The 22,793-nt window shown below is 69.8% G+C and carries 24 protein-coding genes and 1 pseudogene; 16 read left to right on the forward strand and 9 right to left on the reverse strand.

The annotated features are described in order from the left end of the window. The first annotated feature begins 58 nt into the window (after window positions 1–58). From ACZ6WN_RS20410 to ACZ6WN_RS20420, 3 genes are read left to right on the forward strand one after another with little or no spacing between them, the layout of a single operon-like run. Window positions 59–580: an OsmC family protein gene (locus ACZ6WN_RS20410; RefSeq protein ID WP_465867121.1), complete on the forward strand. Its 522-nt coding sequence runs from the start codon at window positions 59–61 to the stop codon at window positions 578–580. Between the two features lie 45 nt (window positions 581–625). Further along, window positions 626–1,180, forward strand: coding sequence for an OsmC family protein (locus ACZ6WN_RS20415; protein ID WP_465867123.1), 555 nt, complete (start codon window positions 626–628; stop codon window positions 1,178–1,180). Window positions 1,181–1,182: 2 nt separating this feature from the next. Continuing rightward, the gene (locus tag ACZ6WN_RS20420; RefSeq protein WP_465867125.1) at window positions 1,183–2,421 is read left to right on the forward strand and encodes an NAD(P)-binding domain-containing protein; all 1,239 of its coding nucleotides are present in this window, start codon (window positions 1,183–1,185) and stop codon (window positions 2,419–2,421) included. Window positions 2,422–2,737: 316 nt separating this feature from the next. On the opposite strand, the gene ACZ6WN_RS20425 is transcribed toward ACZ6WN_RS20420, so the two are convergent. Then, window positions 2,738–3,499 carry a TetR/AcrR family transcriptional regulator gene (locus tag ACZ6WN_RS20425; RefSeq protein ID WP_465867127.1) on the reverse strand — a complete coding sequence of 254 codons (762 nt, stop codon included), beginning with the start codon at window positions 3,497–3,499 and terminating at the stop codon, window positions 2,738–2,740. Window positions 3,500–3,608: 109 nt separating this feature from the next. Between ACZ6WN_RS20425 and ACZ6WN_RS20430 the strand changes: the two genes are divergently transcribed. Genes ACZ6WN_RS20430 through ACZ6WN_RS20440 form a run of 3 tightly spaced genes read left to right on the forward strand, consistent with a single transcriptional unit; the run spans window position 3,609 to window position 5,796 of the window. Next, window positions 3,609–4,064, forward strand: coding sequence for a nitroreductase/quinone reductase family protein (locus tag ACZ6WN_RS20430; protein WP_465867128.1), 456 nt, complete (start codon window positions 3,609–3,611; stop codon window positions 4,062–4,064). Beyond that, window positions 4,061–4,999: an ATP-binding cassette domain-containing protein gene (locus ACZ6WN_RS20435; RefSeq protein WP_465867130.1), complete on the forward strand. Its 939-nt coding sequence runs from the start codon at window positions 4,061–4,063 to the stop codon at window positions 4,997–4,999. Before ACZ6WN_RS20430 ends, ACZ6WN_RS20435 begins: the two co-directional genes overlap by 4 nt. Then, window positions 4,996–5,796 carry an ABC transporter permease gene (locus ACZ6WN_RS20440; RefSeq protein ID WP_465867131.1) on the forward strand — a complete coding sequence of 267 codons (801 nt, stop codon included), beginning with the start codon at window positions 4,996–4,998 and terminating at the stop codon, window positions 5,794–5,796. The genes ACZ6WN_RS20435 and ACZ6WN_RS20440 overlap by 4 nt, the downstream gene beginning before the upstream one ends. Before the next feature lie 69 nt (window positions 5,797–5,865). On the opposite strand, the gene ACZ6WN_RS20445 is transcribed toward ACZ6WN_RS20440, so the two are convergent. Continuing rightward, window positions 5,866–6,339, reverse strand: a complete 474-nt coding sequence (locus ACZ6WN_RS20445; RefSeq protein WP_465867132.1) for an aromatic ring-opening dioxygenase LigA — start codon at window positions 6,337–6,339, stop codon at window positions 5,866–5,868. Between the two features lie 179 nt (window positions 6,340–6,518). On the opposite strand from ACZ6WN_RS20445, the gene ACZ6WN_RS20450 reads away from it, so the two are divergent. Then, the gene (locus tag ACZ6WN_RS20450) at window positions 6,519–6,986 is read left to right on the forward strand and encodes a DUF6069 family protein (protein WP_465867134.1); all 468 of its coding nucleotides are present in this window, start codon (window positions 6,519–6,521) and stop codon (window positions 6,984–6,986) included. 75 nt (window positions 6,987–7,061) lie between these two features. On the opposite strand, the gene ACZ6WN_RS20455 is transcribed toward ACZ6WN_RS20450, so the two are convergent. From ACZ6WN_RS20455 to ACZ6WN_RS20475, 5 genes are all read right to left on the reverse strand, one after another. Next, the gene (locus tag ACZ6WN_RS20455) at window positions 7,062–7,739 is read right to left on the reverse strand and encodes a class I SAM-dependent methyltransferase (protein WP_465867136.1); all 678 of its coding nucleotides are present in this window, start codon (window positions 7,737–7,739) and stop codon (window positions 7,062–7,064) included. 86 nt (window positions 7,740–7,825) lie between these two features. Beyond that, window positions 7,826–8,824 (reverse strand): hypothetical protein, encoded by a 999-nt coding sequence (locus ACZ6WN_RS20460; RefSeq protein ID WP_465867138.1) that lies wholly within the window; start codon window positions 8,822–8,824, stop codon window positions 7,826–7,828. Between the two features lie 122 nt (window positions 8,825–8,946). Further along, a complete protein-coding gene (locus ACZ6WN_RS20465; protein ID WP_465867139.1) occupies window positions 8,947–9,183 on the reverse strand; it encodes a class I SAM-dependent methyltransferase in 237 nt (78 codons plus the stop codon). Window positions 9,184–9,254: 71 nt separating this feature from the next. Continuing rightward, window positions 9,255–12,485, reverse strand: a complete 3,231-nt coding sequence (gene ileS / locus ACZ6WN_RS20470; RefSeq protein ID WP_465867141.1) for an isoleucine--tRNA ligase — start codon at window positions 12,483–12,485, stop codon at window positions 9,255–9,257. Window positions 12,486–12,726: 241 nt separating this feature from the next. Next, window positions 12,727–13,173, reverse strand: a complete 447-nt coding sequence (locus tag ACZ6WN_RS20475; protein WP_465867142.1) for a GNAT family N-acetyltransferase — start codon at window positions 13,171–13,173, stop codon at window positions 12,727–12,729. 85 nt (window positions 13,174–13,258) lie between these two features. On the opposite strand from ACZ6WN_RS20475, the pseudogene ACZ6WN_RS20480 reads away from it, so the two are divergent. The 5 genes and pseudogenes from ACZ6WN_RS20480 to ACZ6WN_RS20500 form a co-directional block, all read left to right on the forward strand. Then, a pseudogene (locus ACZ6WN_RS20480) lies at window positions 13,259–13,495 on the forward strand (enoyl-CoA hydratase-related protein); the annotation flags it as partial. A gap of 73 nt (window positions 13,496–13,568) precedes the next feature. Next, window positions 13,569–13,982 carry an enoyl-CoA hydratase/isomerase family protein gene (locus tag ACZ6WN_RS20485; protein ID WP_465867144.1) on the forward strand — a complete coding sequence of 138 codons (414 nt, stop codon included), beginning with the start codon at window positions 13,569–13,571 and terminating at the stop codon, window positions 13,980–13,982. Window positions 13,983–14,023: 41 nt separating this feature from the next. After that, window positions 14,024–14,587, forward strand: coding sequence for a DinB family protein (locus ACZ6WN_RS20490; RefSeq protein WP_465867146.1), 564 nt, complete (start codon window positions 14,024–14,026; stop codon window positions 14,585–14,587). Window positions 14,588–14,675: 88 nt separating this feature from the next. Beyond that, entirely contained in the window at window positions 14,676–16,853 is a 2,178-nt protein-coding gene (locus tag ACZ6WN_RS20495) for a carbon starvation CstA family protein (protein WP_465867147.1), read from the forward strand. Further along, the gene (locus ACZ6WN_RS20500; RefSeq protein WP_357341151.1) at window positions 16,850–17,035 is read left to right on the forward strand and encodes a YbdD/YjiX family protein; all 186 of its coding nucleotides are present in this window, start codon (window positions 16,850–16,852) and stop codon (window positions 17,033–17,035) included. Before ACZ6WN_RS20495 ends, ACZ6WN_RS20500 begins: the two co-directional genes overlap by 4 nt. Here ACZ6WN_RS20500 and ACZ6WN_RS20505 read toward each other — a convergent pair. After that, a complete protein-coding gene (locus ACZ6WN_RS20505) occupies window positions 17,032–17,322 on the reverse strand; it encodes a hypothetical protein (RefSeq protein ID WP_465867148.1) in 291 nt (96 codons plus the stop codon). The two genes, ACZ6WN_RS20500 and ACZ6WN_RS20505, sit on opposite strands and share 4 nt — an antisense overlap. A 68-nt stretch (window positions 17,323–17,390) precedes the next feature. Between ACZ6WN_RS20505 and dapD the strand changes: the two genes are divergently transcribed. The 3 genes from dapD to ACZ6WN_RS20520 are packed head-to-tail and all read left to right on the forward strand — an operon-like array spanning window position 17,391 to window position 20,283. Next, window positions 17,391–18,320 (forward strand): 2,3,4,5-tetrahydropyridine-2,6-dicarboxylate N-succinyltransferase, encoded by a 930-nt coding sequence (dapD, locus tag ACZ6WN_RS20510; protein WP_465867149.1) that lies wholly within the window; start codon window positions 17,391–17,393, stop codon window positions 18,318–18,320. 26 nt (window positions 18,321–18,346) lie between these two features. Further along, a complete protein-coding gene (locus tag ACZ6WN_RS20515) occupies window positions 18,347–19,195 on the forward strand; it encodes a hypothetical protein (RefSeq protein ID WP_465867151.1) in 849 nt (282 codons plus the stop codon). Between the two features lie 53 nt (window positions 19,196–19,248). After that, entirely contained in the window at window positions 19,249–20,283 is a 1,035-nt protein-coding gene (locus tag ACZ6WN_RS20520) for a VldE C-terminal domain-containing protein (protein ID WP_465867152.1), read from the forward strand. A 40-nt stretch (window positions 20,284–20,323) separates the two neighbouring features. Here ACZ6WN_RS20520 and ACZ6WN_RS20525 read toward each other — a convergent pair whose 3' ends face one another. Continuing rightward, complete coding sequence (locus ACZ6WN_RS20525; protein WP_465867154.1) at window positions 20,324–20,962, reverse strand: TetR/AcrR family transcriptional regulator; 639 nt, start codon at window positions 20,960–20,962, stop codon at window positions 20,324–20,326. A 174-nt stretch (window positions 20,963–21,136) separates the two neighbouring features. On the opposite strand from ACZ6WN_RS20525, the gene ACZ6WN_RS20530 reads away from it, so the two are divergent. Beyond that, window positions 21,137–22,792, forward strand: a complete 1,656-nt coding sequence (locus ACZ6WN_RS20530; RefSeq protein ID WP_465867155.1) for an ABC transporter substrate-binding protein — start codon at window positions 21,137–21,139, stop codon at window positions 22,790–22,792. Window position 22,793: the final 1 nt, after the last annotated feature.

Consider the following 22,793-nt stretch of genomic DNA (forward strand, 5'->3'; position numbering starts at 1 on the left):
TCGAGTTAGTTAGTCTAGTATCTCAAGTAAGACAGTCCCTCGACCCCGGAGTGTTTCCATGAGCATCGATTCACAGACACAGCTCAACGACGTCGACCTCGCCGCCGTCGGCAACCTCGTCCAGGCGATCCAGGACGATCCCGCCAAGGCGCGCACCACCTGGGCCGCCCACGTGACCTGGAAGGGCGCCTTCGCGTCCGAGGCGAAGATCCGCACCTTCGAGCCCACGCAGTCCGACGAACCCGCAGGTCTCGGGGGCGGCGACGCCGCGGCCAACCCCGTCGAGCAGCTTCTCGGCGCGCTGGGCAACTGCCTCGCCGTCGGCTACGCGGCGAACGCCTCGGTCGCCGGGATCGAGCTCGACGACCTGCGCATCGATCTCAAGGGCGATGTCGACCTCAAGGTCTTCCTCGGTCTCGCCGAGGGCCACGCCGGCTTCGACGCGATCGACGCCGTGGTCACCATCGCCTCCGAGGCACCCCGCGAGGAGCTGGAGGCGCTCCACACCAAGGTGCTCGCCAGCTCGCCCGTCGGCCACACGCTCAACAGCGCGGTCCCGGTCAACGTCTCGCTGGCCTGACAGTCCCCACCACCCATCCATCCACATCGAAACGAGGAAATCACCATGACAGAGACCACCGTCGACAACGGCGTCAACGTCGAGGCCCTGCTCGGCGCGCGGGCCGCGCTGCAGGAGGCCCCGGAGGCCGCCAAGTTCACCTGGCGCGCCACCAACACCTGGGTCAAGGGCACCCACTCCAAGAGCAAGGTCGAGGGCTTCTTCGGCCTCGGCGAGGAGCAGGAGGCCGGACGCTCCTTCGAGTCCGACGGCGACCACCCGCCGCAGTTCGCCGCCGACAACCAGGGCCCGACGCCGGTCGAGACGGTCCTGGTGGCCCTCGGCGGCTGCCTGACCGCCGGCGTCGCCGCCGTCGCCCAGCAGCGCGGCATCCAGCTCAACTCCGTCACCGCGACCATCGAGGGCGACCACGACATCCGGGGCATCCTCGGCGCCGACGCCGACGTCCGCAACGGCTTCACCGGCGTACGCGTGAACTACTCGATCGACGCCGACGCCTCCCCCGAGGACGTGGAGGCGCTGGTCGCGCAGTCGCAGAAGCGCTCGGCCGTCTTCGACATCCTCACCAACCCGACCGCGGTCAGCGTCTCGGTCTCGTGAGCATGAGTGTCCCGTCTCGCCGCACCACGGTTGCGGTGATCGGGGCGGGGCACAGTGGCCTCGCAGTGAGCCACCGACTCGGTGCCGAGGGGATCGACCATGTCGTCCTCGAGCGCGGGCAGGTCGCTCACTCGTGGCGTACGCAGCGCTGGGACTCGCTCCGCCTGCTCACCCCGGGCTGGATGAACCGGCTCCCCGGCCTCGCCGACCCGCTGCTCGGTCCCGCCGAGGCCGATGAGTTCCTCACCGCGGCCCAGGTCGCCTCGCTGGTCGCCGGCTATGCCGACGTGATCGCGGCACCCGTGCACGAGAACGTCGAGGTCCACCGTGTCTCCCCCGGTCAGGACGGTTTTCTCGTCGAGACCTCCGCAGGCCCCTGGTCGGCCGAGCACGTCGTGCTCGCCACCGGTTCCGTACGCGGCGTGGTGCCCACCCTCGCCGCCGACCTGCCGCCCGGCCTGCCCTCCGTGCACGCCATCGACTACCGCCGCCCCTCCCAGCTCCCGCCCGGCGGCGTGCTGGTGGTCGGGGCGGCCGCCAGCGGCGTACAGATCGCGGCGGAGCTGCAGGCCTCGGGCCGCCAGGTCACCCTTGCCGTCGGCGAGCACGTCCGGGTGCCGCGCCGCTACCGCGGCCGCGACATCTTCGCCTGGATCGAGGAGGCCGGCATCCTCGACGAGCGCTGGGACGAGCTCGAGGACATCACCCGCGCCCGGCGGCTCTCTTCCTTCCAGCTCGTCGGCGGCACCACCACGCTCGACCTCAACACGCTCCAGGAGGCAGGGGTCCGCGTGGTCGGCAAGCTGGCCGGGCTGCGCGACGGTTCCGCGCTCTTCTCCGGCTCGCTGGCCAACGTGGCGGCACTGGCCGACCTCAAGGCCAACCGGCTGCTCAGCGGCATCGACCAGACCTTCGGCGGCTCGGGCGAGCGGCTCGAGCCGACCCGGGTGCCCGAGCCGCTGCTGTCGCTCTCGCTGACCTCCGGCGAGATCGGCTCGGCCGTGTGGGCGACCGGCATCAAGCCCGACCACGGCTTCCTCGACGCCGACGTCTTCGACCACAAGGGCGCGATCCGCCACCACGGCGGCGTCACCGATCTCCCCGGCCTCTACGTCACCGGCCTCCCGGTCCTGCGCCGGCGCCGCTCGACCTACATCGACGGCGCCCGCGACGACTCGGCGGACCTGGTCGCCCACCTCTCCCAGCACCTGGCCACCCGCACCCACCGCACCGCAGGCTGACCACACCCCGAACGCCGAGTCGGCGCAACTGTCCCGGATTCCCACGCCGAGTCGGGGGGGGGGGGGGGGGGGGGCGGGGGCGCCCCGGCCGCCCCCCCCCCCCCCCCCGGGGGGGGCGCGCGCCCCCCCCCCCCCCCGGGGGGGGAACACCACCCCCCCCACCCCCCCCACCCACCCCCCGGGCGGGCCCCCCCCCCCCCCCCCGGGGGGGGGGGGGGGCGGGGCCCCCCCCCCCCCCCCCCCCCCCACTCGACTCCCACACCCGGGACAGACGCGCCGACTCGGCAGCGTTTCCGGTCAGAACGAGCCGAGTCGGCTAGCGGCGTACGTGCGCGAGGACGCCGTCGATGATCCGGGCCAGGCCGTAGTCGAGCTCGCGCGCGGGGTCGGTGGCCGCCTGGTAGGCCTCGCCGGCAGCGGTGCCGACCCGGTTGGCCAGCGGATAGTGGCTGCCCGCCATGACCTCGCTCAGGGTGTCGTAGTTGGCCTCCCACCACTGTGACTCGGTCATCCCGGTGACCTGCTCGGCGCGGCGCTTCATCAGCTCGCTGCGGGCGATGTTGCCGGCGAACCCGATCAGCACGGCGACCGTCTGGTCCATCTCCAGATCGGTGAGCCCGAGACCGTCGACGGCGCGCAGCTGCCACTCGTAGCGGTCGCTCATGTTGGGCCCCAGCCAGGGGCGTACGTCCTGCACCTCGAGCAGCCACGGATGGGCCCGGAGCTCGTCGTGGGCGAGGTTGGCGACCAGCTCGAGGCGCTGGCGCGGATCCTCGGGCAGCTCGGGCAGCTCGGCGCGGCCGGTCACCTGGTCGGCCATGAGCACCAGCAGCGCGTCGCGGTTGGGCACGTAGGAGTAGAGCGTCATCGCCCCCAGGCCGAAGCGCTGGGCGATGGCGCGCATCGTCACCGCAGCCAGGCCCTCGGCGTCGGCGAGGTCGATCGCGGCGTCGACGATCTCGTCGACGCTCACCTTCTGCTTCGGCCCCCGCCTGGCCCTCGGCTCCTCGCGCGCCCCGGCCCGATGGCGCCACAGCAGGCGCAGGGACGGGTCCGACTGGTCTGGCTGATCCGGCACGTCGCTCATCGTAGCCTCCCCCGAAATAATTTCGTACGTCGTACGGAACAAATGCTACAGTCGGTCCGTTGTCATCTTCGTACAGCGTACGAAATTGGAGGAGACCTGGATGCCGAACGACGCGAAACCGGTGCCACCGCGCTGGCTCAAGCCGATGAACAAGGTCTTCGTGACCCTGTCGAGGGCCGGGCTCGGGATGAAGGAGCTGCCCGTGCTCACCGTGCCGGGCCGCACCAGCGGCAAGCCCCGCAGCACACCGCTCTCGGTGCTGGACCTGGACGGACGGCGCTACCTGCTCGAGGGGTTCCCGGGCGCCGACTGGGCCCGCAACGTACGCGCCGCGTCCGGTCGCGCCACGCTGCGGGTCGGCCGGTCCACCGAGGAGGTGAGCCTCGTGGAGGTCGAGGGCGACGAGGCGCTGACCGTGCTCCGGCTGTGGCCAGAGCGGATGACGGACGGGGCGAAGATCATGGCCGATGCCGGAGTGGTCACCGCGGTGACGCCGGAGGCCTTCGAGGCGGTCGCGGGCCGCTGCGCCGTGTTCCGGATCGAGGTGGGCCGATGACTCCCCTGTCCGCCGCAGCCGTGCGCAAGCGCTACCGCGACACCCAGGCGCTCGACGGCCTCGATCTCGAGGTCGCCGCCGGCACCGTGCACGCCCTGCTCGGGCCGAACGGCGCCGGCAAGTCGACCGCGGTGAACGTCTTCGCGACGCTGACCCGGCCCGATGCCGGCGAGGTGCGCGTCGGCGGCCACGATGCCGTACGCCACCCTCCCGGGGTCCGCTCCACGATCGGCCTGGTCGGGCAGAGCGCGGCGCTCGACGAGGCCCTCCACGGCCGGGAGAACCTGGTGATGTTCGGCCGCCTGCACGGCCTCTCGAAGCCCGATGCCGTACGCCGCGCCGGCGACCTCCTCGACGCCTTCGGCCTCACCGAGGCCGGCGACCGGAAGGTCTCGGGCTACTCCGGCGGGATGCGACGACGGCTCGACATCGCCGCCGGCCTGGTCACCCGCCCGCGGATCCTCTTCCTCGACGAGCCGACCACCGGCCTGGACCCGCGCGGTCGGCACGAGGTCTGGGAGATGGTGCGCCAGGTCGTCGCCGACGGGACGACGGTGCTGCTGACCACGCAGTACTTGGACGAGGCCGACCAGCTCGCCGACATGGTCACCGTGCTCGGCGCCGGCCGGGTGATCGCCGAGGGCACACCGTCCGCGCTCAAGAACGATCTCGGCGGCGACCGGGTGATCATCACCGCGACCGGTCCGGACGATCTCGCCCGGATGGCCGGCGCCCTCGGCTCCGCTGCGGTCATCGACCCGGACCGGCTCGAGGTCGCCGTCGAGGCCGGCTCGGCCGGCGGTGGCGCCGCCGTCGTCGAGGTCGTACGCAGCCTCGACTCCGCCGGCATCACGGTCGACGACGTGCTGCTGCGCCGGCCGACCCTCGACGAGGTGTTCCTGCACCTGACCGCACCCGAAGGAGCCGCCCGATGACGACACTTTCCTCCACCCTGCGACAGACAGCGACCCAGACCTGGGTGATCACGCTGCGCGACCTCAAGCACTGGCAGCGTGAGCCGTGGGGGCCCGTGTTCGGGATCCTGTTCGCGATCATGATGCTGCTGATCTTCGGCTACCTGTTCGGCGGCGCGATCGAGATGCCGGGCGGCGGGACGTACCTGCCCTATCTGCTGCCCGGTGTGCTCGCGCTGACGATGATGTTCGGCATCGACGGCACCATGGCTGTGGTCACCGAGGACACCAAGCGCGGTGTCACCAACCGGTTCCGGTCGCTGCCGATGAGCGGGCTCGCGGTGCCGCTGGGGCGTGCGGTCGCCGACCTGGGCAACTCGGCGGTCCAGCTGGGCGTCCTGATGCTCGGCGGGCTGCTGATCGGGTGGCGGATCGAGGGCTCGTTCCTCGAGGCGGCGGCCGCGGTCGGCCTCCTGCTGTGGCTGAGGCTGGCGATGCTGTGGCTGGGCATCTTCCTCGGGCTGACCCTGCGGATGGAGGGTGCTCTGACGATGGTGCAGGTGCTGGTGTGGCCGCTGGGCTTCTGCTCGAGTCTGTTCGTCTCGCCCGAGACGATGCCCGGCTGGCTCGGCTTCCTGGCCGCGTGGAACCCGGTCTCGGCGACCGCCACCGCCTGCCGCGACCTCTTCGGCAACCCGACCGGGATCACCTCCGGCGTCCTCGCCGACCATGCGACGCTCCTGGCGGTGGCCTGGCCCGCGGTCCTGCTGGCGATCTTCGTGCCGCTCTCCGTCCGGGCGTTCCGGCGACTGGGCTGATAACGGGAGAACGGGAGAACGGGCCCGGGAAGGCGATGCCTTCCCGGGCCCGTTGATGAATGGTGAGGGTCAGGCGGTGGCCGGCTCGAGGCCGGTCTCGTCCTTCCCCTTCTCCTTCGCCGGCGCGACCGCTCGGGTCAGCGACCCGAGCGCGAAGGCGACGAACAGCAGCGCCACACCCAGGCCCGCGACCAGCGCCGAGAGACCGAAGGCCGTGACCGCGGTCAGCAGCGAGGCGCGTACGAAGGACGACTCCGCGGCTACCGCCCGGATCGGGTCCTCCTGGTCCAGCTCGGCGTACGTCTTGCCCTTGGTGATCCCCAGCGCGTGCTTCTCGACGGTGGCCGCCTGGGCGTAGGCCGAGAACGGGCCGTCGACGTTGTCTCCGGCGAGGAACGAGGCGTCGTCGGCGACGGTGATCTCCTGCGCCTTCAGCTGGGTGTGTGCCAGGTAGTAGGTGGCAGCGCCACTGGTGATGAACAGGAGGCCGAGCAGCCCGATCAGGGGGCTCAGCAGCTTCGCGATCCGAGGTGTGCGGGTCATGCCGTCAAAGGCTCACCTAACTTACTTACGTTGGAAAGCCCCGGAGGGTGTGATCTTCACCCCTCAGAATTTTTTTCGCGGCAACCTGTCGTATCGGCGTCGAGGCGTTCGTGGAGTGGGTGAGAAGCGGCTGTACGGGCCGCGACATCCACGAGAAGCACGAGACGAGAGGCACCATCATGAGCACCAGCACCTACTCCCCGGCCACGACCACCACCCGCCAGTTCGCCGGGCGGATGCCGGTCTGGCTCGTCAGCATCACCGCCGTCCTCGTCGGCGCCCTGGTCACCGGCGTCTACGAGTTCCTCGCCCGTGCGGTCGGGGTGCCGTTCGACGTCGCACTCCCCGGCACCGGCGTCGCACCCGCCGCGATCCCCGCGACCGGACTCGCCTGGGCCGTCGCCGAGCTCGGCCTGATCGGCATCATCGTCGCCGTCTGTCTCGACCGCTTCGCCAAGCGTCCGCGCTCGACCTGGAAGCGCACCGCCTGGACCCTGACGGCGCTCTCGCTGGTGCCCAGCCTGGTCGCCGTGACCAACTCCTACGCCACCAACATCATGCTGGTGATCTCGCACCTCGTCGCCGCGTTCGTGATCGTCCCCGTCATCGCCGCCCGGCTGGCGGAGCGCAACCCGCGTCGGGTGTGAGACCGGCCCCACCCGGGGGTAGTCCGGGGGCGAACTGTCTATTACTCACTGGTATATGGACAGTTCGCTCCCGGACTACCCCGCTTTTCGCGCCACGATCAGCTCCCCGACACCCGGCATCGGCGACGTCTCGACCGTGAATCCGGCGGCCGCCAGGTCCGCGAGCAGCGCCGGCCGGGGATGGGTGCGGTAGTACATGACGAACTTCGGCCACCACACCGCGTTGCGCACCCGCATCACCAGGTCGAAGCCGGAGAGCAGCCAGTACGCCGGACTGGTACGCCCCGGCGCCCGGCTGACCGGTATCGCGAAGACCCCGCCCGGCCGCAGCGCCCGATGGATGCCCCCGAAGAGCGCCGGCCGCTCCTCCGGCAGGAAGTGCCCCAGCGCACCGAAGCTCACCACCAGGTCGTACGCAGCGTCGAACGGCAGCGCGCGAGCATCGGCCCGCACCAGATCGGCGTCGGGGTGAGCGGCCCTGGCCTGCTCGAGCATCCCGACGCTGAAGTCGACGCCCGTCGGCGGCTCCGCGGTCGCCTCCGCCAGCAGCTCCAGCCCCGCCCCGGTGCCGGTGCACACGTCGAGGCCCCGCTCGAACGGCCCGTACTCCCGCAGCGCCGTGATGGTCGCGGCGAGGAACCAGTCGGGTGTCCGGAACGGGGTCGCGTCGAACTTCGGCGCCAGCAGGTCATAGCCGTGCTCCACCGACGACAGCGCCTGCACGGCGAGCTCCTTCAGCGTGGGCCTCTCCACGTCTCAACGATAGGGGCCACTAGCCGCCCGCGACGTCGTTCTCTCTGCCCTAGGAGGCTGGATCACGGTAAACGTGACGGAGACTCCTAGGATTGCCGTGCGATCGGGCAGGGGTCACCACATGGCACCGGAGACTCGGTCCAGCCGCGCGACGACAAGATGCTGGCGATGCTGTTCGCCGTACGGCACGGCGTGCCGAAGATCTGATGCCAACGCAACCGCGCCGTGACCGAACCAGTAGCGGCGAGGTCGTCGAGCGCTCGGTCTGCGTCGCGAGCCTGGGCGTGCCAGGTGTCGTGGCCCAACGCCCCGTCGAGTTCCACGACCAGCCCGTACGCCGTGTACTCCACATCGCGGAACTGATGGCCCTCAGGTGTCGTCCGCACTGCCTGTCGTTGGGCCCGTGGCAGTCCGTGTGCGCGCTCAACCCTGGTGAGGTAGCCGTGCTCGAGCACGGAGTTCGTTCCTGATTCCAGGTCGTCGATGATCTTCGCGATCCAGGCACGCCGACGCAGCGACGGGAAGCGGCTCAGCGCTCGGCGGAGCGACCCGGCGGTGACATAGGTCTGGCCGGCAACGTCGGCGAGGCCGGCGATCGCGTCGATCTCCGAACGCGCAGCATGCGCCATCGCCAGCGCGTTGTCCTCGAGCTTCAGACGGGGAGGTAGGCCTCCGTGGGCGTGAGTCTCGAGATTGGTGAGACGGTGGATCACGATGCCGGGCTGCGGCACGACCCTGCGCGTCTGATCGATGGCGACATGGATCGGGTCTGGGACCATTCCCGGCTGGAGCGGCCTCTCGGCTCGGGGTGCCACGACGCTCGGACCGCACACGTAGGCGGGCGCGGCGTAGAGCACGGCGGCCCAGGCACGCTGGTGCCAGGTGAGCGGTCCGGTGTGGTCGACGTACACCCGCGGATGCACCCGAACGATCTCCTTGCGCCGCTGCATCCTGATCATGTCGGCGCGCTTCATGCCTCCGGCCACGAGCTGCGCATGGCTCAGCACACCATCCTGCTGGCGCCGCTGCGCTTCCATCAACCGAGCGGCATGCTCCCGCTCACCCTTGGACTCCGAGACATCCACACCTCAGTTATCGCACGCGGCACCGAGAACCAACGGATTTCAGGAGGGTCGCCGCCCGATCCCGAGGAGATGATTCGAGAGCTCTCGGGTACCCGGCTGGCCACCCACGGCACGCGCCAGAGTCAGCGCCGCCTCGCGGACGCCCACCAGCGGGCGCCGATCCGTGCTTGATCAGGTAGCCGATCCTCGCGCTCGACGAGGTGATCGAGCGGCCCGAGCAGCAGCACCACATCGACGCTGCCGTCTTCGAAAGGCAACGCACGCGCCTCGCCGACCAGCGCCTCGAAGGTGCCGTACGCCCGAGCCTGCACGACCTGCTCGGCGACCGAGTCGAGGAGCGTCACCTGCGACCGATTCATCTGCCAGGAGGGAAACCCAAGGAGGGTGAGTCACGCCCGGCGTGACTCACCCTCCTAGGGATCAACGATCCTCAGGCCCTGGCTACTGCGATCTGGGCCTTCTCGCCGTCACCGAGATCGACCGGGTTGCCTTCGAGGGAGTCGACCACGTCGTACGTCGTGGCGAGGGTCTCGCGGGCGATGAGGTCGGCGTGGGTGGTGGCGGCCTGGCGTACGGTCTCGGAGCCGGTCACCGAGAGGGTGATGCGGTCCTCGACGTTGAGGCCGGAGTCCTTGCGGGCCTGCTGGACCGCGCGGATCAGGTCGCGGGCGAGGCCCTCGGCGGCGAGCTCGGGGGTGACGACCGTGTCGAGGACGATGAAACCTCCGGGGAGCATCGAGACCGCGACGTCGTCGGAGGCGGCGCCGGCGACGGTCTCCAGGGTGTATTCGCCCTCGACCAGCGCCAGGCCACCGGCGACGACCTCGCCGGACTCGGACACCGACCAGTCACCGGACTTGGAGCCCTTGATGGCCTTCTGGACGTCCTTGCCCAGGCGCGGGCCGGCGGCGCGGGCGTTGACGGCGAGCTTCTGCTCGATGCCGTACGTCCCGGCCTCCTCCGAGTCGGCCGCGAGCAGCCGGACGGACTTGACGTTGACCTCGTCGGCGACGATCTCCTCGAAGCCGGCGATGTCCGCGCCGACCACCGTCAGACCGCCGAGCGGCAAGCGGTTGCGGAGCTTGCGCGCCTTGCGCAGAGCGGAGGTCGAGGAGCAGACCGCGCGAACCGCGTCCATCCGGGCGACCAGGTCGTCATCGGCAGGAAGGGACTCGACGACCGGGTAGTCGGCCAGGTGCACCGAGCGGCCGCCGGTCAGACCGCGCCAGATCTCCTCGGTGGTCAGCGGCAGCAGCGGGGCGACCAGACGGGTCACCGTCTCCAGCACCGTGTAGAGGGTGTCGAAGGCGGCCTTGTCCTCGTTCCAGAACCGCTCGCGGCTGCGCCGGATGTACCAGTTCGTGAGCACGTCGATGAACCGCTGGGTCGCCTCGCACGCCTCGGCGACGTAGTAGTCGTCCATCGCCGTGGTCATCTCGCCGACGTAGTCGCGCAGCTTGGCCAGGACGTAGCGGTCCAGCGGGTCCGTGGAGGTCGTCGAGCCGGTGGTCTCCACGTTGGCCGCGTTGGCGTAGAGCTGGAAGAAGTACCAGCTGTTCCACAGCGGGATCATCACCTGGCGTACGGAGTCCCGGATGCCCTGCTCGGTGACGACCAGGTTGCCACCGCGCAGGATCGGCGAGGACATCAGGAACCAGCGCATCGCGTCGGCGCCGTCGCGGTCGAAGACCTCGTTGACGTCGGGGTAGTTGCGCAGGCTCTTGGACATCTTCTGGCCGTCCGAGCCCAGCACGATGCCGTGGCTGATGCACGACTGGAACGCCGGCCGGTCGAAGAGCGCGGTCGCCAGGATGTGCAGGGTGTAGAACCAGCCGCGGGTCTGGCCGATGTACTCCACGATGAAGTCGCCCGGGAAGTGATGGGCGAACCACTCCTCGTTCTCGAACGGGACATGGTTCTGGGCGAACGACATCGAGCCCGAGTCGAACCAGACGTCGAGAACGTCGGAGACCCGGCGCATCATCGACTTGCCGGTCGGATCGTCCGGGTTGGGACGGACCAGGTCGTCGACGTACGGACGGTGCAGGTCGGGGTTGCCCTCGGCGTCCTTCGGCAGGGTGCCGAAGTCACGCTCCAGCTCGGCGAACGAGCCGTAGACGTCCAGGCGCGGGTAGGCCGGGTCGTCGGACTTCCACACCGGCACCGGCGAGCCCCAGAAGCGGTTGCGGGTGATCGACCAGTCGCGGGCGTTCTCCAGCCACTTGCCGAACTGGCCGTCCTGGATGTGCTCGGGGACCCAGCGGATCTGCTGGTTGAGCTCGAGCATCCGGTCCTTGATCTTGGTGACCTCGACGAACCAGCTGCTCACACCCTTGTAGATCAGCGGCTGGCGGCAGCGCCAGCAGTGCGGGTAGGAGTGGTTGTAGGACTCGCGGCGCAGCAGGATCGTGCCGGGTGTCACCGATCCGCCCGCCTCGCCGCGGGTGACGGCCTTGAGGTGGTCGATGATCTGCAGGTTGGCGTCGAAGACCTGGACACCGGCGTAGTCGACCACCGGCGCGGTGAAGCGCCCGTCCTTGCCGACCGGCATGACCGCCTCGATGTTCTCGCGGTCGGTCACCTCCTTGTCGACCTCACCGAACGCGCCCGCGGTGTGGACGACCCCGGTGCCGTCGGTGGTCGTGACGGCGTCGTCGGCGGCCACGACACGGAACGCGTTGGTGTGGCCGGCGTAGTAGGAGAACGGCGGGGTGTAGGTGCGGCCGAGCAGCTCGGCACCCTGGTAGCGGCCCAGGACCGTCGCCTCGTCGGCGTCCGGGAAGAGCTCCTTCTTGTACGCCGCGAGCCGAGCCTCCGCCAGGACGTACTTCGCCGTCTCGTCGGTGCCCGGGACCGGCCCCTCGACGACGACGTAGTCGATGTCGGAGCCGACCATCACGGCGAGGTTGGACGGCAGCGTCCACGGCGTGGTCGTCCAGATCAGGATGTGGGCGCCGTCGAGGACCTCGTCCTCACCGGTGGCGTCGAGCGCGTAGCCGACGGTGACCGCCGGGTCCTGGCGGTCCTTGTAGACGTCGTCGTCCATCCGCAGCTCGTGGTTGGACAGCGGCGTCTCGTCCTGCCAGCAGTAGGGCAGGACCCGGAAGCCCTCATAGACCAGGCCCTTGTCGTAGAGCGTCTTGAACGCCCAGATCACCGACTCCATGTAGTCGGGGTTGAGGGTCTTGTAGTCGTGGTCGAAGTCCACCCAGCGCGCCTGGCGGGTGACGTAGTCGCGCCACTCGCCGGTGTACTTCAGCACCGAGGCGCGGCTGGCCGCGTTGAACTTGTCGATGCCCATCTCGACGATCTCGTCGGTCGTCTTCAGGCCGAGCTGGCGCATCGCCTCGAGCTCGGCGGGCAGGCCGTGGGTGTCCCACCCGAAGCGCCGCTCGACGCGCTTGCCGCGCATCGTCTGGTAGCGCGGGACGATGTCCTTGACGTAGCCGGTCAGCAGGTGGCCGTAGTGCGGCAGGCCGTTGGCGAACGGCGGGCCGTCGTAGAAGACGAACTCGTTCTCGCCGTTCTCGCCGGCATCACGGTTGTCGATGCTCGCCTGGAAGGTCCCGTCCTTCTTCCAGTAATCGAGAATCTGCGTCTCGATCTCCGGGAAGCGTGGGCTGGCCGGGACTTTGGCTGAGTTGACCTTCGGATAGGCCATCGACGCATCTCCTGCTGGGTGGTAGTGGGTTGTCTTCACCACAGGGACGATCTTTCGACCGCGGTACCACCCTGCTTGTCCTGCCGGACCACTTCGTTACGGCTGTGACGGGCCACTCCCGCCGGGTTCTACTCGCCTTCGATCCAGCTGGAGGCTTTCTTCCCGGGGCTCGCCGCTGATGACGGCTCGAACGCCTGTAAGGAAGAGAGTACGCCGCTCGGCGCCCGCCACGCGAACCCGATTACACCGCGCGCCACATCCGCACGTGCGGACCGATCTCGGGGTCGTCCCACGGCTCACCGATCTCGACGAACCCGGCCCTCGCGTAGAAGGCTGCCGCCGGCGTACGCGCGTTGCACCAGACCAGCCCACCGCCTCTGGCCGCGACGTGGTCCAGCGCCGCCTGCAGCACCTCGGCCCCGACACCCTTCCCGCGCCATCCGTCCGCCGTCGCCATCCCCCGGATCCGCCACCCCTTCCCGGGGTGTTCGGCCAGGTCAGGACATGCTTCCGGGAAGAGCCCGACGCACCCGATCAGGCTCCCGTCCACATCCAGCGCCGCGTACGTCGCGACCTCGGGACCGTCGTCACCCGGCAACCTCGCCGCCTCCGGCGGCCCGCCGTTGCGCAACACCTTCGCCCGCAACGCGTACGTCTCCCCGACCTCCACCCGTCGTACCGTGATCACGCCGCGACCATAGCCGCGCACCTGGCAGGATGCGCGCATGAGCCTGATTCGCTACGAGTACGCCGACGGTTGCGCGCGCATCACGATGACCAACCCGGGCCGGGGAAACGTCTTCAAGCCCGAGGCGGGCGAGGAGATGCTGGCGGCGATCCTGCGGGCGAAGGCGGACTCGGCGCGGGTGATCGTGCTCGCCGCCGAGGGGAAGTACTTCTCGGTCGGCGGCGATCTGGCGGGGTTCGCGGCGGTCGAGGATCTGAGGCCGTACATCCTCGAGCTCGCCGAGGGCGCCAACCGGATCATCACCGAGCTCGTACGCTGCGACGCGATCGTGGTCAGCGCCGTCCAGGGCACGGCCGCCGGGGTCGGCTTCCCCCTGGCCGCGGCGGGCCGACATCGTGATCGCCGCCGACCGGGCGAAGTTCAGCCTCGCCTACGCCAAGGTCGGGCTGTCGGTCGACGGCGGCGGCTCGCTGCTCGTGCACACCCTGGGCCTGCATCGAGTGCTCCGACTGACCCTGCTGGGCGACCTGCTCTCCGCGACCGAGGCGCTCGAGGCCGGGCTCGTCGCCCGCGTCGTACCGGCCGATGACCTCCCCGCCGCGATCGACGAGGTCGTCGCGACCCTCCTCGCCGGCTCCCCGGAGGCGCTGGCAAGCACCAAGCGCCTGATCCGCGACGTCGCCGACCCCCACCCCGAGTCGGCGCTGCGCCGCGAGGCGCAGTCGATCTCCGCGCTCGGCGGCTCGGCCTCGGGCCGCGAGGGCATCAACGCGTTCCTGGAGAAGCGGCCGCCCAGCTTCACCGGCTGAAATCGCTGGCCGAAAGGCGCTCGTTCCGGGAGGGTGAACCCATGAGCAGCGATCAGCGGCAGGTGGGCTTCGGCGGAATCTGGCTTCCCGAGGGCGAGGATCCACGTCTCCACAAGGAGCAGCCCGTCGGTGAGCTGGCGACCTATCGCGACTACCTGCGCCACTACCGGCTCACCCTCGAGCTCAAGTGCCAGGACCTCGGACCGGAGGACCTGGCCAAGCAGAGCGTGCCGCCGAGCGACCTCAGCCTGATCGGGCTGATCCGGCACATGGCGCGGGTCGAGCACGGCTGGTTCGAGCGGGTGCTGAAGGAGAACCTCGACATCCCCCGCCTCGACGCTGACGATCCCACCGGCGGCTTCCACAAGGTCGAGCCCACCCAGGAGTCGGTCGAGGAGGCGTTCGCGAGCTGGCACGAGCAGGTCACCCTCGCCGACGAGTGGCTCGACTCGATCGACGACAGCGTGCTCGGCGAGCTGCGTGACACCGGCAACGAGCAGACCAGCATCCGAGACATCCTGGTCCACATGATCGAGGAGTACGCCCGCCACGCAGGCCACGCAGACCTGCTGCGCGAGGTCATCGACGGGCGTACCGGGCAGTAGCCCGACCGGCCGTCGAAACGACGGTTTCCTGAGACTAGGCTGAGACAGCGGTCACAACGACCGTACCGCGCTGAATCAGAGGGAGACCATGTCGACGTCGACCGCCAACCCCACCGGCTCGGGCCCACGGTCCGGACCCAACCTGAAGTCCATCGTCATCTGGACCGCCGTCGCTGTCGTCGGCGCCGTCTGCTGGGCCGTGCTCGCCCTGTCCCGAGGCGAGGAGGTCTCGGCGCTGTGGATCCTGTTCGCCGCGCTGGCCTCGTACGCGATCGCCTACCGGTTCTACTCGAAGTTCATCGCCGACAAGGTGCTGAAGGTCGACGACACCCGGGCCACTCCGGCCGAGCGGCTGGAGAACGGGCAGGACTTCGACGTCACCGACCGGCGAGTGCTCTTCGGTCACCACTTCGCCGCGATCGCCGGCGCCGGCCCGCTGGTCGGCCCGGTGCTGGCCGCGCAGATGGGTTACCTGCCGGGCACGATCTGGATCATCGTCGGCGTCATCTTCGCCGGTGCCGTGCAGGACATGGTCGTGATGTTCTTCTCGATGCGCCGCGACGGCAAGAGCCTGGGTCAGATGGTGCGTGAGGAGATCGGCACCGTCGCCGGCGTAGCCGCGCTGATCGCCGTCTTCGCGATCATGATCATCATCCTGGCGGTGCTCGCGCTGGTCGTCGTCAATGCGCTCGCGGAGTCGCCGTGGGGTGTCTTCTCGATCGGCCTCACCATCCCGATCGCGCTCTTCATGGGCTTCTACCTGCGCTACCTGCGCCCCGGCCGCGTCAGCGAGGTGACCGTCATCGGCGTCGCGCTGCTGCTGCTGGCCATCATCGGTGGTGGCTACGTCGAGGAGATGGGCCTGGCCAACGCCCTCACCCTCTCCCACGAGACCCTGGTGATCTGCCTGGTCGTCTACGGCTTCATCGCCTCGATCCTCCCGGTGTGGATGCTGCTCACCCCGCGTGACTACCTCTCCACCTTCATGAAGGTGGGCGTCATCGTGCTGCTGGCCGTCGGCCTGGTCCTCGCGGCCCCGATGCTGCAGAACGAGGCCGTCACCGACTTCGCCACCACCGGTGAAGGTCCGGTCTTCGCCGGCAAGCTGTTCCCGTTCGTCTTCATCACCATCGCCTGCGGCGCCCTCTCCGGCTTCCACGCGCTCATCGCCTCCGGCACCACGCCGAAGATGGTCGCCAAGGAGAGCCAGGTCCGGATGATCGGCTACGGCGGCATGCTGATGGAGTCGTTCGTGGCGATCTCGGCCCTGATCGCGGCCTCGGTCATCGACCAGGGCATCTACTTCTCGATGAACGCCGCCGCCGGCGCGACCGGCGGCACCCCGGAGACCGCGGCCGCCTTCGTCAACGGGCTCGGCTTCTCGATCACCCCGGCCGACCTCGAGGCCGCCGCGGCCAGCGTGGAGGAGACGATCATCTCCCGCACCGGTGGCGCTCCGACCCTGGCGTTCGGGATGTCGCTGATCTTCACCGAGGCGTTCGGTGGCGGCCTGGCCGCCTTCTGGTACCACTTCGCGATCATGTTCGAGGCGCTCTTCATCCTGACCGCCGTCGACGCCGGCACCCGCGTGGGCCGGTTCATGCTCCAGGACACGATCGGCAACGTCTGGAAGCGCTACGCCGACACCTCCTGGCGGCCGGCGGCCTGGTCGGCCTCCGCGCTGGTCGTACTCGCCTGGGGCTACATGCTCTGGATCGGCGTCGGTGACCCACTGGGCGGGATCAACCAGCTGTTCCCGCTCTTCGGCATCGCCAACCAGCTGCTCGCCGCGATCGCCCTGACCCTCGCCACGGTGCTGATGTTCAAGCACGGTCTGGCCAAGTACGCCTGGGTGCCCGGCATCCCGCTGGTCTGGGACCTCATCGTCACCATGACGGCGAGCTGGCAGAAGGTGTTCAGCGACAACCCCACGATCGGCTACTTCGCTCAGGCCTCCGCCGCACGCGAGGCCCGCGACGCCGGTGAGCTCTACGGGGTCGCGAAGACCCCTGCGGACGTCGACCAGATCATCTACAACTCGACCCAGAGCGGCATCCTGCAGGCAGCGTTCGCGCTGCTGGTGATCGTGATCGTCGCCGGTGCCGCGGTGACCGTGGTCAAGGCGATCCGCGCCGGCGGGCTGCCGACCACCGAGGTGCCGAAGGTCGAGTCGAAGATCGTCGCGCCCTCCGACTTCTTCGCCACCAAGGAGGAGAAGGAAGCCGTACGCGAGTGGGAGGCATCCCGGAAGACGCCGGTCTCATGAGTCTGCTCGCCGAGCGTGTCTCCGGCGCCTGGCGGCTGCTCCGCCAGGCGACCGGGGAGGCGAAGTGGGACGAGTATGTCGCTCGGTGCGAGCGCGAGGGCGTCGAGCCGATGAGCCGGCGCGCGTTCGAGCGTCACCGAGCCGACGAGAAGGAGCACAACCCGCAGGCGCGCTGCTGCTAGCGGGGGTTGTCCTCGGCGAAAGCGGCGTCGAGCCAGGCGTAGACCTGCGAGTCACCTCGGGTGACGAGCAGGACCACCTGCTTCTCGGCGTCGCTCACCGGCTTGCCGTTGATCCAGCTCCGGACGATGTCGGCGGCGGCGCGGCGGACGACCTCGACGCCCTTGGCCATCGCCCACTCCGGCGCCGGGTGACCCTTGCTGGTCGCCACGCCGGGGATCTCCAGGGTCCAGGTGCCGTCCTCGGCCTGGAGAAGCTGGGGCATCGGCGGCGCGCTCTTCTTGCTCACCCGGCAATGTTCGCACGTCGAGACCGTCGATAAGGGACCGCTCAGGCTCGGCCACTAGACTGCGCCCCGTGACGAATGCAGCCTGGGGCTTCGGCCTCGTGACGTACGCCGCCGACAACTCTGTGCTCGACGTGTGGTTCCCCGCGCCGCACCTGGGCGAGAAGCCCGCCGACGCGACCGCGCCGGCCGAGCTGACCGCGCTCGAGGGCGCCGACGAGGTGCGTCAGGTCACCCAGCGCGTCACCCTCGTCGAGGTCAAGGATCTCGAGACCGCGCCCGAGACCACCGAGGACGTCTGGCTGCGCCTCCACCTTCTCTCCCACCGCCTCGTGCGGCCGCACGGACAGAACCTCGACGGCATCTTCGGCCTGCTCACCAACGTGGTGTGGACCAGCGCCGGCCCGTGCGCCGTCGAGGGCTTCGAGCTCACCCGCGCCCGGCTGCGCGCCGCGGGTCAGCACGTGACCGTCTACGGCGTGGACAAGTTCCCGCGGATGGTCGACTACGTCGTGCCCTCGGGGATCCGCATCGGCGACGCCGACCGTGTCCGCCTCGGCGCCCACCTGGCCGCCGGCACCACCGTGATGCACGAGGGCTTCGTCAACTTCAACGCCGGCACCCTCGGCGCCTCGATGGTCGAGGGCCGGATCTCTGGCGGTGTGGTCGTCGGTGACGGCTCCGACGTCGGCGGCGGCGCCTCGATCATGGGCACCCTCTCCGGTGGCGGCAAGGCCGTCATCTCCATCGGCCAGCGGTGCCTGCTCGGTGCCAACTCCGGTATCGGCATCTCCCTGGGTGACGATGCGGTCGTCGAGGCCGGGTGCTACGTGACGTACGGGACCAAGGTGACGCTGCCCGACGGCACCGTGACGAAGGCAGGCGAGCTCTCCGGCGCCTCCAACATCCTGTTCCGCCGAAACTCCGTCAGCGGCGCCATCGAGGCCGTTCCGTGGAAGGGCGAGGGCATCGAGCTCAACGCCGCCCTCCACGCCAACTGACTCTCACCGAAGAGCAGAGTGCTGAGTTGAAGAAGCTTCTCACCGCCCTGGTGGTGCTCAGCGTGGTCGCCGGCGGCATCTACTGGGTCGTCCAGGCCGCCACGGACAAGCTGGACTCGATCCTGCCCGACCTGCAGCAGTGCACGGCGGTCGCGGGCGAGTACGAGGCGCGCTTCGACCCCGAGCAGATGGGCAACGCCGCCGTGATCACGGCGCTCGGTCTCAAGCGCGGCCTGCCCGCGCGGGCGGCCACCATCGCAATCGCGACCGCGATCCAGGAGTCGAAGCTCTACAACATCAGCCACGGCGACCGGGACTCGCTCGGCCTCTTCCAGCAGCGCCCGTCGATGGGCTGGGGCACCGAGGAGCAGGTCCAGGACCCCGTCTACGCCACCAACAAGTTCTACGACGCGCTGGTGAAGATCGACGGCTACGAGGACATGGTGGTCACCGAGGCGGCGCAGGAGGTGCAGCGCTCGGCCTACCCCGAGGCGTACGCCGACCACGAGGGCGAGGGCCGCGCGATCGCCTCCGCGATCAGCGGCTACTCCCCCGCCGCGCTGACCTGCCGGATCGACGAGCCCGAGTCCGGCTCCGGCAAGCCCCAGGCGACCAAGTCGGAGATCAACCAGCTGCTCGGTCAGATGGTCGGCCGCGCCCGGGTCGAGGGCACCACCGTGGTGATCCCCGTCGACTCCGGCGAGACCGGCCAGCGCAACGGCTGGGCCGTCGCCCACTACGTACTCGCCCGGGCCAGCGAGTTCGGCGCCGCCTCCATCGCCTACGACGGCCGCACCTGGTCCGCCGGCAAGGACGAGGAGTGGGCCGAGACCCCCGAGGTCACCGCCGACCGCATCCTCGTCACCCTGGCCTGATTCCAGCCCGACCCCGTCGGGCCCGATTTGCTCGATACGTGAAGATTGGTGCCGTGAGCGCTAAGCCGGGGACCCCAGCGGGCCCGCCGACCAGTCCGCCCCCTGGCGCACCGCCGCCCACGAACGGACGGCCGGCGACGCCGAGGCTGCCCGAGCCGGCGCGCGAGGCGCTGCGGAAGTCGGCGCGCGAGGCCAGGAAGCAGCTCCGCCCGGTACGCAAGCACCTCATCGTCCTCGGCATCGTGATCGTCGTCGCCCTGCTCTTCGCCGGGCTGCGGATGCTGGGCGTCGGGGTCAGCGGTATCCCGGTCCTCTCCCGCGAGGCGTGCACGGTCACCGCCGACGGGAAGACCTACGACCTCGCCACCGAGCAGGCCGAGCGCGCCTCGGCGATCGCCGCCCAGGCCGTACGCCGCGAGCTGCCCGCCCGCGCGGCCTCGGTCGTGCTCACGGTCGAGCTCGCCGACCACGACCTCGGCCGGCCGGCCTCGGAGGCCACCGGTCTCTACGACCGGCTCAACGGCGTCGCCGACTACCGCCAGCAGTCCGTCCCCGGCGTCGCCCAGCAGATCGGCGGCGGTCCACGCGACGGCTACCGCGACGCCGAGCCCGAGGCGCGGGCGCTGGCGTCGGCGCTGACCGGCAACACCCCCGAGGCCTTCTCCTGCGTCGTCAAGGGCGGTGCCGCTGAGGCACCGGACACGCTCAGCGCCGCCGGGCTCACCTCGCGGGCCGAGACGGTGCGCGAGGACGTACGCGCTGCCTACGGGAGCATCCCGGACGGCGGCTTCCAGCCCGGCGGGGTGACCACCGGGCACATGGTCGGCTCTGCCCACTACGAGGGCCGCGCGGTCGACTACTTCTTCCGGCCGATCAACGCGCGCACCAACATCAAGGGCTGGTCGCTGGCCCAGTACCTGGTCGCCAACGCCGACCGCCTCGACATCGAGACGGTCATCTTCGACGACCGTATCTGGACCAAGCGCCGCTCCGCCGCCGGCTGGCGCGACTACGACGTCCCGCCCCGCGGCGGCGACCAGGCGATCCTCGAGCACCGCGACCACGTCCACGTCGACGTCGCCGACTGACCAGGCCCCGCCGAGGCGGTGATGCCTCGGCGAGGGCTGGTCAGTCGTCGGTGGCCAGCGAGACCGGCTCGCCGACGACCGAGGAGACGATGGCCTCGATGGCGAACCTGGTGGTCTCCGCCAGGGCCACCTGGTCGGGCGCGAGGAGCCACTGGACCTGGAGGCCGTCCATGACGGCCAGGATGGAGGCGGAGCCGCGCGCCACCTTGTCCGGGTCGGTGACACCACGCTCGGCACACATGACCTCGAACGACTCGGTCAGCTCGGCCCGCAGCGTGGCGTAGCGCTCCTCGAAGTAGGACCGGGCCGGGTGGTCCTGGGTGACGGCCTCGGCGGAGAGCACGACGTAGGCCTGCACGATGGGTGCGCGCTCGGCGTTGAGGAACGCGGTGTGGACGAGGTGGCGGAACATCCCCTCACCGACCGGCGGGCGCCGGCCCTCGAGGTGAGCGACGTCGGTCTGGTCGCGGTGGGTGAGCACCTCGAGGAGCAACTGCTCCTTGGAGCCGAAGTGGTGCAGGATCCCGGCGTGGGTCATGTTGACCTGCTCGGCGATCTCGGTGAGCGGACCGGCCTTGAAACCCTTGTCGCCGAACGTCTTGGTCGCGGCCTTGAGGATCGCGTTGCGCTTGGCGAGGGTCGCCGGCCGGGAGCGCACCTGTCGTGGGACCGAGGTCATCGGAGCTCCTTCGTCGACATCGGAGCAGATTCTATTGCGTCTGCTCTTGAAAAAACTTACTGACAGCACTGTAAGGTGATCGCCGTCACACGCCAAGTGCATCCGTCACCTTGGCGCAGCGTGCCTCCGCCGGGCGGCGACACGCGCCCTCCCCGCACCCCACAGGAGACACAGATGAGGACGAAGGCCCTGGCTGCGGTCGTACTCGCAGCCACCCTCGCGCTGAGCGCATGCTCCGGCGCCGACGACGGCCCGAGCGGATCGAAGGCCGGCTCGGCGCTGGTCATCGCCAAGCCCGACGGCGCCATCCCGCCGCAGAACAACAACCCCTGGGTCGCCGACGACTCCGCGCTCAAGCTTGGTTACGTCAACGCGCTCTACGAGCCGCTCGGCATCGTCAACCTGGTCAACCCGACCGATGAGGTCAAGCCGTGGCTGGCCCAGGAGATCACCTGGAACGAGGACTACACCTCGGTCGCGCTGACCGCGCGCGACGGCGTGAAGTGGAGCGACGGCGAGGCCTTCTCCGCCGAGGACATCGCCTTCACTTTCACCCTGCTGAAGGACAAGCCCGAGCTCGACACCGCGGCGCTGGGCATCAAGGACGTCGCCGCCGAGGGCGAGACCGTCACCATCACCTTCAACACCTCGATGTTCGTCAAGCAGGACAAGGTCCTGCACAAGCTGATCGTCCCCGAGCACGTGTGGTCGAAGGTCTCCGACCCGGCCGCGGAGAAGAACCTCGAGCCGGTCGGCACCGCCCCCTACACGCTGGAGAAGTTCACCAGCCAGGGCGTCACCCTGACCGCCCGCGAGGACTACTGGGGCGGCAAGCCGGCCGCGCCGAGCCTCAACTACGTCTCCTACAACGACAACTCGGCCCTGACCACGGCGCTCGCCAACGGCGAGGCCGACTGGGCACAGGCGGCGCTGCCCAACGTACAGAAGCTGTACGTCGACAAGGACCCCGAGCACAACGTCTACTGGGCCGCCGCCGGGATGGGCATCGACGCGCTCTTCGTGAACACCACGAAGAAGCCGTTCGACGACCCCGCCTTCCGCAAGGCGCTCAACATGGTGATCGACCGCGAGAAGCACGCCACGATCGCCCGCGAGGGTGGCGTCGAGGCCCTGGAGTCGGTCACCGGCCTGCCCTCACCCGCCGGCGACGCCTACATCGCCGAGACCCTGAAGGACCAGAAGCTCGCGGTCGACGTGGAGGGCGCCAAGAAGGTGCTCACCGACGCCGGCTACACCTACTCCGGCGACACCCTGAAGGACCCCTCCGGAGCCGCGGTGAGCTTCACCCTCACCGACCCGGAGGGCTGGAGCGACTACGTCACCGGGATCAGCCTGATCGGTGACTCCGCCAAGGAGATCGGCGTCAAGACCACCTTGAAGACGCCGGACGCCGACACCTGGTTCGCCGACAAGGCGGCCGGCGAGTTCGACGCGATCCTGCACTGGACCGACACCGGCGCGACGCCGTACGACCTCTACTCCGACATCATGGACGGCCGCTGGCTCAAGCCCGTCGGCGAGGCCGCCGACTACAACTTCGGCCGCTACGACAACAAGGACGCGACCGCCGCCCTGGAGGCGTACGCCTCCTCGAAGGACGACGCCTCCCGCGCCGCCGCGCTCGAGAAGATCCAGCAGGCCTTCGTCGAGGACGTGCCGGCGATGCCGATCGCGATGCGGCCGTTCATCGGCGAGTACAACACCCGCGGCTACACCGGCTGGCCCGGCCCGGACGACCCCTACGCCAACCCGGACCCGACCCAGCCCTCCGCGGTGCTCATCCTCACCTCGCTGAAGGCGGCTGGCTGAC

The sequence above is a fragment of the Nocardioides sp. NPDC054178 genome (assembly GCF_055585005.1).